Genomic DNA, 13,409 nt, shown 5'->3' on the forward strand with positions numbered 1-13,409 from the left:
ATTCGTTGACGTCCGGAGATACGGTACGCTCAATTTTATAGAATAGAGCTTTTTTGTTCGTATGATTCATTTTTGCAATATGCTTCTTTCGGTGATTAAACCGGTGCATACCGCTCAAAAAGCCAGTCTTCCAGTGCATTTAAGTTATCATCGGAATGTTCTACTTCCCGGGCATATCTCCAGGAGATTTCTTCCACATCCTTCATGGAAAGTTTCTTTCCATTTTCCAGCCATCTGACCATCAGAAATTCCTGTATCCAGCGAACAGAGAACAATGCCAGTTCTATCTTGGAACAGACCATATCGTCGTAGACAGCCCCGCAAAAATAGGTATAGACAAAAAACATTAAAAGCTGCTCGCCCAGATTTTCCCATTCTTCTTTGTGACTTCCTAAGCTTCCATATGCCTTATGAAATTCTTCGCAAATTTTATGATAGGTTTCCTCACTTCCCTGATACAGCCACTTTTCAGCACCATCCAGCACATCATCCCATTCCGGACGCAGGCGTTCCAGACCGCGTAGTACCTGCAATTCTTCTATCTGGCGTGCCCACCGATGGAGAGATGCTGCATCAATGCCTTTTTCAGCAAGACTTTCTGATACAAATTCCTGGAGTTTTTTTCTCTGATGATGAGCTTCACAGTTTCGCAGAAGTTCATCAATTTCATATTCCTTCTGCTCTTCCACCCGGATCTGATATTGTTCTGTCAGCTGTTCGGATGCCGACATTCGGAGAGTCAGAGGAAGGGATCGATCCTGTAAAATCGAAAACAGAACATCTCTTGTATCTTCCAACTGGGAAAACATCATAAAATCGAATTCTTCAAAATCGTCCTCCAAATCGTCCTCTTCTTCCAGAAAACGGACCGGTTCTTTACAGGAAAGAATGATTCTAGCCGCCTCCGGACAGGACAGGGAAAGAGATAATTCCCGAAGTCCCTCGTATTCTTCCGTATGTCTCGGGTACATCCGGCAGGTATCACAAAGAGAATCTGGTCCCAGTGCTTTATAAAGATCGCAGAGATTTTCTTCATTTAAAAATGCACAGCGCCGATTGTTCTGGTAAAAACATTCTTCATCCCAGTCAATAGAATTGCGTAATCGCGTTCCGAACTCGCTCTTTTCATTTCCATATCGCTCCAGAGAGGCTTCATCAATCACGATCTGCCATCCGGCACAGCAGCTATCCGGACAATCTCCTGCTGTACAGACAAATTTATCATAATAATGTGGTTTTAAATATCGCATTTATTTTCCTTCTTTCTTTTTATATAGATCCAGGCACATAAGGCAGTAAAAATAACAGCCGCAGCAATCCATACCGACCATACCGGAATCGGACAGACTCTTGCGTTCATCATGTTCAGTCCCTGATGAAGTGTGAAAGCACCAAATATGGAAAAAATAACAAATGCCAGTGTATTCAGCAGCCCATCGGGAGTTTTGCTCTTTAAAAGATATCCAACCAGCATTCCGAGAATATCCGCTGCAAAAAGTCCCAGAGAGCATCCAATCCATACAACAAAGGCTGATTTCATGCCTTCATTGGCTCCGAACGTGATGGCTGTAAGCTGAGTCTTATCTCCCAGTTCTGCCACAAAAAATGTACAAAAAACAGCTAAGGGTGCGAACTGAATCTTTGATTTACCGTCCTCATCCTCTTCTTCGTCATCATCACCGGCAAGAGTCGATGCGGCGAAATACAAAAATGCAAGTGCTGCAATCATCTTAATAAGCCAGTCAGGAATAAATTCACTGACAAGTCCGCCCGCCAGAACCGCAAGACCATTCAGAACAAGAATCGCCGCCGCAGTTCCTAGTATAATATCTCTCAACTTATATTTTGAAGTGAGAGCAATCAGCATAAGCTGGGTTTTATCGCCCATCTCTGCGATAAATTCTGTAAAAAACACTTTAAAAAACAGCATCATTTTTCATTTCCTCCTGGATGTAATGCATGTTCCCTCACCGCTCACTGTCGATTACGATGTCCTCCCTTTTTTGCATCAATGCACAAAAGAAAAACTCATGTATATCAACTGACAGCTATGCATGATACAAAAACTGTCGTCCATCGATATACATGAGTCTCATTATTTAAGATTTGCCAGATTATACAGTTGCTATAATCAGAATGTTGACAAACCACACTTTCGCGCTAACTACTCCCTCATGGAATATTGAATTTACTTGATAAATAGTATCAAATAAAGAATGTGTTGTCAACGGAATTTAACGCTTTTACCTACGATTGTCTCATTCGGGTTATGATCTCATTTGCCTTTTTGTAAACTTCCTTTGGCTCCACCCCAATGAAGAATTTCTGGTCTTCATAGAGGATCTTGCCGTTGATCATGGTCATCTTCACATTCTGTTTGCTTCCGCTGTATACCAGGTTTTTCATCGGGTTGTTGATAGGTTGCATATTCGGCTGGTTCAGATCGATCATAATCAGATCAGCCTTTTTGCCTTCTGCAAGGCAGTCGCAGTCTGTCAGTCCCATTGCTTTTGCACCGCCGGTTACTGCCATTTTCAGAACTTCTTCTGCTGGTACTGCAGATGCATCCCGATCATGAAGTTTTCCCAGTCCCGTCACTAAAAACATTTCCCGGAACATATCCAGGCAGTTGTTGCTGGCTGGTCCATCTGTGCCGATGGCCATATTGACTCCGTGTTTCAAAAATGCCGTAGTGTTGGCGATGCCGCTTGCAAGTTTTGTGTTGGATCCAGGATTGGTTACCGCTGTCAGTCCTTTCCTGCGGAAGAGTTCTATTTCCTCATCGGTAAACCAAATGCAATGATATCCACCGCCCCCATGTTCAAATAAGCCCAGGGAATCCAGATAAGCTGCAGGTGTAGTTCCATGGCGCTGTACACACTCTGCCACTTCCCGTTCTGTTTCTGACATATGAGCAAATACAGGAGCCTTGTAACGCTGTGACAGCTCGGCAATCTTTTTTAAGAGTTCTTCGGAACAAGTGTATTCTGCATGAAATCCCAGACAATACCTGATCAGCTCATCATATTGGTTGTAGGTATTAAAATCTGCCTCCACTTCCTCCAATGAAGAGGAAAAATCATTGATTCCGCTGACGAGTACACTCCGGAATCCACATTCTACCGATGCTTTAGCCATCATTTCTGTATTCAGATACATATCAAAGCAGGAGGTAATACCGCTGGTCAGGTATTCCATGATTCCCAGTTTGGAGAGCCAGTAGATATCATCCGGCTGTAATTTTGCTTCCATCGGGAAGATCTGCTTTGTCAGCCAGTCCTGCAGCGGCATATCATCCGCATAGGATCGAAGAAACGTCATGGCTGTGTGCGTATGTGCATTTTTAAAGCCCGGCATGATGAGATTTTTTTCTGCATCGATCTCACGGTCCCACACATTGCCGCATTCCTTATGAGGACCTACATATGTAATAGTGTTCCCTTCGACCCATACCTCTCCGTGGATGATATCCATATTTCCATTCATCGGAAGAATCTGGGCATTATAAAAACGAATATTCATGTTCTACCTCTTTCCTTTGTCGTAAATCTCTCCAAGTGCACGAGGAGCACGATTGTATTTTGAGAAGAAAATCAAAAGCAGCATTGTAACGATATAAGGCAGCGTCATGGCAAGATCCGAGTAACTGCTGGGCATCTGCATCTTCTGGACAAGATAATAGCCTCCGGATCGGGCAAAACCAAACAGCAGGCAGGATCCAAGTGTAGGAAGGATCTTCCAGTTTCCGAATATCATGGCTGCAATCGCCAGATATCCGTATCCCACATAGATGTTGGAAGAAAAGTTCGCTGAAATGGAATAAGCAAAGCTGATTCCAGCCAGACCGGACAGAGCACCGGATACAAGGACTGCAATCAGACGGATCCGGGTAACATTCTCTCCTGCTGCGTCTACTGCGTGAGGATTATCTCCACAGGCACGAAGATTCATGCCATAACGCGTTTTATACAGCACATACCAGGCAACAACTGCGATCAGAAGGATCAGGATCTCAAATGGATAGACATCTTTAAATGCGGCTCCAATTACTGGGATGCCGGAGAGCAGCGGAATTGTAAACCGTGCAGACACACCCAGAACAAATTTTTCCGAAGCTGCACCGAACACAAGGCGGTTTAAAAGTTTTGTAAAAAATGCAGTCAGTGACATAGCCAGGATATTGATCACGACTCCGCCAATGATCTGATTTGCCTTCAGACGGATACATAACAGTCCATATAAGAGCGAATACAGCATTCCACCTGCCATGGCACATACAATTGCGAGATAATAAGGAACCTGGGAATTGCTTCCAAAATAGCCTGCAGCCAGAACGGCCACAAAGGCGCCTATAAATGCCCCCATTCCCTGCAATCCCTCCAAAGCCAGATTCGTCACGCCGCTCTTTTCGCTGTAGATCCCTCCGATTGCCATTACGAACAGCGGGATCGCAAAGGATAAACCATCAATCAGGATTCGTTCCATCAGCTGATCCCCCTTTCTGTCTCTTCATTTAACTCTTGTTTCATTCGATTCACTTTGTAACGGATATATACACCGCAGGCGGAAAACAGCAGGATCAATCCGGTGATAACGGATGCGATCTCTGATTCCAGACCGGATGCTGAATTCATGTAGGTACTGCCCTTGCTGATCACTGTGATCAGAAGAGATGAAAATATGATGCCGATGGGATGGTTTCCTGCAAGAAGTGCCACTGCGATGGCATCAAAACCGGTGCTTGGAAGGACGCGGGGCTGAATCGAACCAAAATACCCCAGGTAGTACGTCACTCCTGCCAGGCCTCCTAATGCACCGGAGAACATCATCGCCATGATCATGCTTTTGCCAACATTGACACCTGCATACATGGCCGCTTTTCTTCCAAGTCCCACGCATTTGAGTTCATAGCCAAATACGGTGCGATCTAACACGAACTTCACCAGGACTGCAGTCAGAACTGCAAGAAGGATTCCTAAGGGAATATCCATTTTCAAGTTTCCGACGGGTGTGTCCATCAGAGTCAGGCGGGATGCTTTCGAGACGGCCTGGGACTGCCTGGAAACCGGATTGATATAGTACGTGTTGATGAAAAAGCTGATCACATACTGGGCCGTATAGTTTATCATGATCGAAGATACGACTTCATTGATATTAAATTTGTATTTTAACCAGCCAATAAGTGCACCGATGAGTGCACCAACGACTGCTCCGACAATCAGTACGCATGGCTTAGCCACCGCTGCCGGAAGGGAACTATATCCGATCACCAGAGTTGTGATAAAACCAGAGGTAAGCATCTGACCGGAGACACCGATATTAAAGAGTCCGGCACACATACCGACTGCTACTGCCAGAGACGCAAAAAGCATCGGAGTCCAGGCATTCATATAACTGGTGAAGTCGGTCAGCATATTCTTATATCCGGCATAACTCGGTTTCGGGAGGAATCCAGCCCCCTGAAGAAGGTTACCATAGGCCGACAGAGGATTCTTGCCAAGCAAAAGAATGATCACAGCTCCAGCCAGAAGGCTTAAGAAAATGGCCGACATGGGAATGGTGATACCCTGGTATTTTTCATTTCCCAGGAGTCTGACAAGCATCTTTTTCAATCTGTGTTTAATTTTCAGCATTTTGGTGCACCCCCATCATAAATTCTCCCACTTCATTTGATGTAAGCGTTTTTGCAGCTGCTATTTTCTGGATTTCTCCATTATATATTACTCCGATGGTATCTGCACAATTCATGATCTCATCCAGCTCTAACGAAATCAGCAGGATTGCCTTTCCTGCATCTCTCTGTCGGATAATCTGCTTATGGATATTTTCGATGGCTCCGATATCCAGACCTCTGGTTGGCTGCACAAAGATCATCAGAGGAGACTGAAGTTCAATCTCTCTTCCGATGATGGCCTTCTGCTGATTACCGCCGCTCATGGAGCGGACAATGGTCTTGTTTCCCTGACTGCTCCGGATGTCATACCGGTCAATCAGTTCATTTCCGTACTGGGAAAATTCTGCTTTATCCAGTACACCTTTATGGGAAAATGGTTCTCGGAAGTAGTTTTTCAGTCCCAGATTTTCCTCCAGGGTAAAATCCATGACCAGGCCGCAGCTCTGCCGATCCTCCGGAATATAAGAGATTCCTTCCAGGGTTCGTTTGCGGATGGAGTAATTGGTGATATCGACTCCATTCAGAAGAATACTACCTGAAGCTGCCTTCTCAACTCCTGCAATCGCATCTGCAATCTCAATTTGACCATTGCCGGATACTCCGGCAATGGCAAATACTTCTCCGCCGTGGACAGAAAAGGATACATTTTTTACTACTTCAAAATGATCCTGATTTTTTACAGTGAGATTCTTTACCTCTAACACAGTCTCCCGGTAATGAGGCTCTGATTTCTCTACTTCAAAAGAAACTTCCCGTCCAACCATCAAATTGGCCATCTGCTTTGTAGAGGTCGTGGCGACATCCAGAACATCGATGAGCTTTCCTCTGTTTAAAATCGCACATCTATCTGCAATTTTTTTGATTTCCTCCAGCTTATGGGTGATCAGGATGATGGTTTTTCCATCATCTCTGAGGTTGCGGATGATCGTCAGCAAGGATTCAATCTCCTGAGGCGTCAGCACTGCTGTCGGCTCATCAAAGATCAGAATTTCAGCTTCCCGGTACAGCATTTTCAGGATCTCGACACGCTGCTGTGTCGATACACTTGTATTTTCGATCACATCGGTCGGATTGACTTCCAGGCCGTACTTCTTAGAAAGCGCCTCGATCTCCTGATCTGCTTTTTTTAAATCAACATAGGGAAGGATTCCAAACAGTTTGTCTTTCTTCTTTAAACCCAGAATAATGTTTTCTGTAATCGTGTAATTCTGTACCAGCTTAAAATGCTGATGGACCATACCAATATTGAGTTTTGTTGCGTAGCTTGGCGAATGAATCTGTTCTTTCTTACCCCGGATGAAGATCTCACCTTCATCCGGTTCATACATACCAAATATCATGCTCATCAAAGTTGATTTTCCGGCACCGTTTTCGCCAAGCAGTGCGAAGATCTCACCTTTTTTAATTTGAAGCGTCACATCATCGTTTGCCACGATACCTGGGAAACGTTTTGTGATGTGCTTCATTTCAATGATATATTCCGACATTTAAGCCTCCTCATTTTCTGGTACAGAACGTATTATTTCAATCCCGGGAAATCTTCCGGCTCAATTCCGTTAAAGTTTGCTGCCGGAACGATAGTTCCATCTTTTACAAGTTCATATGCTTCGTCCATCTTCTTCACGGTATCCTCAGACATGCTCTGACGTCCTTCCTCTGTTACATAACCAACAGAATCAGAATCTGCACCTAACAGAGCGTTTGCTCCCTGGAAACTTCCGTCTGCGATAGCATTTAATTGTTTCTCTACGTTCATGCTCATAACTTTCAGTACAGAAGTCAGAATAATGTTATCAGAACCGTTAGCACCATCATCATACTGGTCTACGTCACAGCCTACTACCTTTACATTGCCAGCTTCTTTAGCAGCAGTAAATACACCGTTTCCAGAACCGCCTGCAGCTACGAACAGAATATCACAGCCCTCATCGATGAGAGCTTTTCCAACAACTTTACCGGTTGCTTCATCTGCAAAGCTTCCCACATAGTTTCCACCTACATTTTTATTGGTAACGTCAACGCCTGCGTAAGATGGGATCTCTACGATCTCAACACCGGTATCATATTTCTCATTTGCGTAATTGACACCACTCTCAAAACCGTACTGATAGTTTACATTGCTTGGGTATGCAATACCGGTTACTACAGCTACCTTTTTGCTTTCAGACTCCAGTGCAGCTGCCATTCCCGCGAAGAAACCTCCTTCCTGCTCCTTGAAAGTCATTGCATAAATATTATCACATTCGATGTCATTACCCTCAGAATCGGTCGGATTCGTATCTACAAGGATAAAATCTACATCTGGGTTATCGGTTGCGATGGTTCCGATTCCGGAGAATTGGAAGCCCGGGCATACGATCACATTGTAGTCTGCAACGATATCAGCAACTGCCTGAATAACTGCAGCCGGATCACCGGTTTCCTCGCGAACCGGAGTTACGGTTGCTCCCGGATGAGACTCGATAAATTTCAGGATACCGTTGTAGTTATCCTGGTTAAAGGAGCCGTCATCTACACCGGATGGACTGGTCACGATGGCGATCTTTAAATCTCCATCAGCGTTCTCAGCAGAAGCTGCTGCTGTTTCAGCCGTATTTTCCTTTGTCTCGGCTGTATTATTGTTTCCACCGCATCCTGTCATTAACGCTACGGATACTGCTACACCTGCTACAATACCAAATAATTTTTTCATCAATCTTTTCCTCCTATTTTTTGTTTTTGCCAAACATATTTGCAAGACTCTCCGTATACGGTGGTCTGCAGATTCCTTTTTCCGTTACAATTCCGGCGATCAGCGTGTGATCGGTTACATCAAATGCCGGATTATAACATTTGACACCCTCCGGTGCCATCGGTTTTTCATAAAATTTGCTTTTGATCTCTTCCGGACTTCGAAGTTCGATCTGGATATCATCGCCAGTTGCACAGTCAAGATCGATGGTTGAACTCGGTCCTAATACATAGAACGGAATTCCGTAATGTTTTGCAAGGATTGCAACACCACTGGTTCCAATCTTATTGGCCGCATCACCGTTGGCAGCGATACGATCACAGCCTACGAAGCAGGCCTGGATCCAGCCGTTTTTCATTACAATGCTGGCCATGTTATCACAAATCAATGTTACATCGATTCCTGCCTGATCTAACTCATATGAGGTAAGTCTTGCTCCCTGAAGAAGCGGCCTTGTCTCATCTGCAAATACATGGAAATTCATGCCCTGCTCTTTTCCAAGGAAGAGAGGTCCTAAGGCAGTTCCATAGCGGGAGGTGGCTAAGGGTCCGGCATTGCAATGTGTCAGAATTCCGTCTCCGTCCTTAATAAGGCTTAAACCATATTCAGAAATCGCTCTGCACATCTGGCTGTCCTCTTCCTGAATATCCATGCACTCTTTCTTCAGATATCCAAGAATCTCTGGTACAGAAGCATCGCTGTGGCTTGTCACTACCTGCTCCATGCGGTTTAATGCCCAGCTCAGGTTCACTGCCGTTGGACGGGAAGAGTTCAGATAATCCTTATACTCTCTGAATTTCTTTAAAAACTCATCGTAATCCCCGGTTTCAATCGTTCCGGCCAGAACATACATTCCAAATGCCGCACAAATTCCGATTGCCGGTGCTCCCCGGACTTTCAATTCAAAAATGGCATCATACAGATCCTTCGCCGTTCCAAGGGTCAGGTATTCGGTAACCGTTGGAAGCTTAGTCTGATCAATGATGGTCACAGCTTTGCCGTCTTCATGCAAGTACACATTTTTGATTGCTTCTGACTGATTGTCCACTTTATCATCTCCTTTGTTTTTTATTCATCACTCAGATCATTTTACCGATTCGAACTATGGATTCCGTAATCAGCTGTTTAAATAACGGTGCAACACGGTCAGCTGTTTCCTTCACTTCCTCCGCACTCAAAGGCTGATCAGTCATTCCGCATCCCAGATTGGAAATGCAGGAAATACCGCAGACCTTCATGCCCATATGATTGGCAGCTATGGCCTCGCATGCGGTGCTCATTCCTACTGCATCTCCTCCAAGTATCCGGCACATTTTTACTTCATGGGGAGTTTCAAAATTCGGACCGGACAGCTGGATATAGGTTCCCTCCTGAAGCGGAATCTGAAGGTCTGCAGCAGCACCCCGGATGATCTCACAAAGGTCCTTACGGTAAATCTCAGACATATCGCTGAAACGCTCTCCCAGCATCTCCTCATTGGGTCCGATGAGAGGAGACGGTACAAAATTACTGATCTGGTCGGTGATCATCATAAAATCACCGGCTTTGTAATCATAATTCACACTGCCGGAAGCATTGGTCAGAAACAAGACCCGGGCCCCCATCATCTTCATGAGACGGGTGGGAAGAACTACATCCTCCATGGAATATCCTTCATAGTAGTGGACACGTCCCTGCATGATTACGACCGGGACATCTCCTACGTATCCAAAGACAAATCTGCCCTTATGTCCGCTGACTGTGGACACAGGAAAACCCTCAATATCATGATAATCCAAAACAGCTTCTACCCGAATGGTATCTGCATAATCACCGAGTCCGGATCCCAGCACCAGTGCCACCTCCGGCTTAAAATTAATTTTGTCTTTAAAGCACTGATAGCATTTTAATAATCGTTCATACGCCTTTGTCATATCAGACCTCCTCGTATTCTTTGATCACAACCGGATGTCCTGAACAGAGTGCAAGATGATAGATCTTTGCAGCATCCTCCACATAAACACTGTTTGTATATGCTTCCGGTAATGTTCCGCCGATAGCCACGACACCGTGATTGGCCATCAGACAGGCATTTTTCCGTTCCAGGATTGGAACTGCATTCAGACCAACCTCTGCGCTTCCCTGCTGTGCATAAGGACTTACCTCCAGTTTCCCTTTTAAGAAAGGAATCATTTCAATCAGTACAACTGGAATTTCCTGATGGTTTACCGCAAAACTGCTTGCATAAGGAGAATGTGTATGCACCACCGCATTAGCATGGGACAGGTGACGGTAAATCTCAGCATGCATTTTCCACTCGGAAGATGGCTTGTGTCTTCCTTCGACCAGATTGCCATCCAGATCAATCACTACGATATCCTCTTCCGCCATCAAACTGTAATCATAGGAGCTGGGAGTAATTACGATCCACTGCTTCTCACGAAAGTAAGCACTGATATTGCCGCTTGTTCCGGCCATCAGCTTTTCATCATAGGCCTTTTTCGCTGTCATCAGCACATTTTGTTTCAGTTCCCTCAAATCTGTCATAATCTTATCGCTCATCTCCTTTGGTTTTTGATTTTCTTTCCGCTTTCCCTTCCAGGACAGGGATCTGATGTGCCTGGAACCATTCCCATAGGTCCGGATTGGTTTTTCGGATGGAATGATCCACAACCACCTGACTGAGCTGCTCCAACTCTCCGATCACATACACCTCGTTGCGTCCGATCTTCGTATTGTCCACCACCAGGATCTTATGTTTCGCCTGCTTTAATACCTGACGACGGATATCTGCTTCTTCACGGGTGGAATCTGTAATACCTGCCTCCAGACTGCAGCCGGCACTGCTGACAAATGCATAATTGATAAAGCAGGTTTTCATCTGTTCCAGTACGGTCTGTCCTTCAAACGCTTCCCGATCGCGATTCAGCTCACCGCCAAATAAAATAAGACGAATCTGCGGATTCGCATCAATCTCCTTTGCCACTGCCAGAGAATTGGTCATGACGGTCAGCTTGCCGGGAAAATCCGCTAATTGCTTTGCAATATGAAGAGCCGTGGTACTGCAATCCAGAAAAATGGAACTCTTTTCGTGGATCCATTGCATGCAGAGAGATGCAAGAAGCTTTTTCTCTTCCTGCATCACCTTGCTGCGAACCGAGATGGGAGTTTCATTGCCAAAACCTTCGTTTAAGTAGGCACCTCCGTGAACACGGTTTAATTTCTCCTGTTTTTCCAGTTTTTCCAGATCCTTTCGAACCGTTTCTTCCGTAACTCCCATTTCACGGCTCAGATCCGTCACCATGACTACTTTATTCTTCTCCAGCATGGACAAGATGTATTCTGCACGTTCGATTGCATGCATACTACTGATAGTCCTCACCTTCCAGGTAATTATAGAAAGCGGTATTGCAGAAGCGTTCAACCGGTACAACTTCCAGGCCGTCGGAGATTTCCGTCAGTTTTTCAACAACCTCATCTTTATCTTCCGGTAAGGTAAATGGATGAATGGAATATGTATCGTTCGTGATTACGCAATCATAGATCTGATGATAATCAGTCTCCGGCATATCTGTTCTGGTTGAAGAATAAAGCGGCTGCCACCAGGATGCATAGATCAGGCCCTTTGCTTCTTCATTTCCTTCATTTTTCTTTGCGTACGTCTTGATTACTTCGTCAAAACGATTCATATCCTCAAGATTGTCGAACTCAAGCTCAAGGTCATATTCTACTGCATATACCAGTGCAAGATCTTCATATTCTTTTACTTCGTAGGTTGGAGTAGCCTCCGGGATCGGACCCCACTCCGGCAGATATTGGTAAATACTAATCTTCGGCTCAAGCTGAACCTTTGCTGTGATATTCTCGCTGTTCAGAAGCCCCATCAGCTGATGTACATGTTTGATATCAGAATGACCGTACTGTAAGGTCAGTTCCGGTAAAAAGCGGGCACTGTATGCAGCAGATTTTAATCCATATCCGGTGGTTACCTTGTTCTGTACAGCTTCTTTTCCGATCTCTGCCAGTTTGCTGTCATCAAATAAGATAAAGGAATTCCATGCCTGGTCCAGTTTCGCGTAAATGTCTGGATCATTTGACATGCCAAGGTAGTTTCTTGCGTCTCCATTTGCATTGGCAATTGCCATCAGAAGACTGATTTCATCCTCAGCTGTAAAGGCATCTTCTGCAACGACTTTTTTCGCAGTTTCGGAAGTGATGAGGCTGGTATCCAGAGCAGCAGCAACGTATCTGGCATATTCATTCGTCTCATCCATCTTTACCCCATATTGTTCAAGACGATCTTTAATCTTATCTTCCGGATAGCTAAGAGCAAGCTCTTCATAATCAGCAGCAGCCACAGCAGCTTTCACAGCAGAAAACCAGGTCATGTCCCCCTCGACAGCCGGTGCCTCATCTCCTGCTACCTTTTTCAGGTCAGCGGAAAAAGCAGCACTGTCCGGATCTTCTTTGATCTGTACATCGAAAAACTCTGCCAGGTATTCTGCCTCATGGGCATCAGCCTCTTTGGTTTCTTCCTGAGCTGCTTCTGTCTCCTGAGTAGCAGAAGTCTCAGCCGGTTTGGTCTCTGCGCCGGTCGGTGCTGCATCCTTTGCACCACAGCCCCCTACCATCGCGGTTGCGGCCATAGCAGCCATCATTACTGCAAGTTTTTTTCTCATCTCTTCTTCTCCTCTTATATGTATTTATTAGTTTTGCTACTAACTAGCAGCTGATTTATTTACATACATTATAAGCACCTTTTATAGGAAAAGCAAGTACTAATCTTTCTTTTTCTTTGTTTTTCTGTTTTTTGTTTTGTTTTTTTTCACCATAGGATGAGGTTTTCTATGTCACAAAAAGATCCCCCGAAAAATCGAAGGGATCTTTCTAGGAGAGCTGAATTGGAATCCGAGCTTCCAGTTTGCAAGTTTAAGTTCTGATTTAGCTAATCACTTGCAAAAGTAAATTCTGGCAAATCAAAATATCATGATTTTTATGGACGTTAGTTTTGCAAAGTTCTTCAAA

General features: G+C 44.7%; 12 protein-coding genes. All 12 read right to left on the minus strand.

Going from position 1 to position 13,409, the window contains the following annotated elements; translation table 11 throughout:
• Window positions 1-95: 95 nt before the first annotated feature.
• Complete coding sequence (fliB, locus tag DW720_RS04575; protein WP_118742544.1) at window positions 96-1,250, minus strand: flagellin lysine-N-methylase; 1,155 nt, start codon at window positions 1,248-1,250, stop codon at window positions 96-98.
• Complete coding sequence (locus tag DW720_RS04580; RefSeq protein WP_118742545.1) at window positions 1,238-1,933, minus strand: TMEM165/GDT1 family protein; 696 nt, start codon at window positions 1,931-1,933, stop codon at window positions 1,238-1,240. Before DW720_RS04580 ends, fliB begins: the two co-directional genes overlap by 13 nt.
• A gap of 314 nt (window positions 1,934-2,247) precedes the next feature.
• Window positions 2,248-3,522 carry an amidohydrolase gene (locus tag DW720_RS04585; RefSeq protein WP_118472349.1) on the minus strand — a complete coding sequence of 425 codons (1,275 nt, stop codon included), beginning with the start codon at window positions 3,520-3,522 and terminating at the stop codon, window positions 2,248-2,250.
• 3 nt (window positions 3,523-3,525) lie between these two features.
• Window positions 3,526-4,485 (minus strand): ABC transporter permease, encoded by a 960-nt coding sequence (locus DW720_RS04590; protein ID WP_106999892.1) that lies wholly within the window; start codon window positions 4,483-4,485, stop codon window positions 3,526-3,528.
• A complete protein-coding gene (locus DW720_RS04595) occupies window positions 4,485-5,633 on the minus strand; it encodes an ABC transporter permease (protein ID WP_106999893.1) in 1,149 nt (382 codons plus the stop codon). The genes DW720_RS04590 and DW720_RS04595 overlap by 1 nt, the downstream gene beginning before the upstream one ends.
• On the minus strand, window positions 5,620-7,161 hold the full coding sequence (locus DW720_RS04600) for an ABC transporter ATP-binding protein (protein ID WP_106999894.1): 1,542 nt from the start codon (window positions 7,159-7,161) through the stop codon (window positions 5,620-5,622). Before DW720_RS04600 ends, DW720_RS04595 begins: the two co-directional genes overlap by 14 nt.
• 32 nt (window positions 7,162-7,193) lie before the next feature.
• On the minus strand, window positions 7,194-8,366 hold the full coding sequence (locus DW720_RS04605) for a BMP family ABC transporter substrate-binding protein (protein ID WP_106999895.1): 1,173 nt from the start codon (window positions 8,364-8,366) through the stop codon (window positions 7,194-7,196).
• A gap of 13 nt (window positions 8,367-8,379) precedes the next feature.
• Window positions 8,380-9,453 (minus strand): S-methyl-5-thioribose-1-phosphate isomerase, encoded by a 1,074-nt coding sequence (mtnA, locus tag DW720_RS04610; protein ID WP_233430147.1) that lies wholly within the window; start codon window positions 9,451-9,453, stop codon window positions 8,380-8,382.
• A 31-nt stretch (window positions 9,454-9,484) separates the two neighbouring features.
• On the minus strand, window positions 9,485-10,318 hold the full coding sequence (locus DW720_RS04615; RefSeq protein WP_106999896.1) for a purine-nucleoside phosphorylase: 834 nt from the start codon (window positions 10,316-10,318) through the stop codon (window positions 9,485-9,487).
• 1 nt (window position 10,319) lies between these two features.
• Complete coding sequence (locus DW720_RS04620) at window positions 10,320-10,931, minus strand: class II aldolase/adducin family protein (RefSeq protein ID WP_118742546.1); 612 nt, start codon at window positions 10,929-10,931, stop codon at window positions 10,320-10,322.
• Window positions 10,932-10,935: 4 nt separating this feature from the next.
• On the minus strand, window positions 10,936-11,748 hold the full coding sequence (locus tag DW720_RS04625; protein WP_106999897.1) for a DeoR/GlpR family DNA-binding transcription regulator: 813 nt from the start codon (window positions 11,746-11,748) through the stop codon (window positions 10,936-10,938).
• A gap of 1 nt (window position 11,749) precedes the next feature.
• Complete coding sequence (locus DW720_RS04630) at window positions 11,750-13,063, minus strand: hypothetical protein (RefSeq protein ID WP_118742547.1); 1,314 nt, start codon at window positions 13,061-13,063, stop codon at window positions 11,750-11,752.
• Window positions 13,064-13,409: the final 346 nt, after the last annotated feature.

Source organism: Clostridium sp. AM27-28, assembly GCF_003480955.1.
In the GTDB taxonomy this organism is placed as follows: Bacteria; Bacillota; Clostridia; order Lachnospirales; family Lachnospiraceae; genus Otoolea; species Otoolea fessa.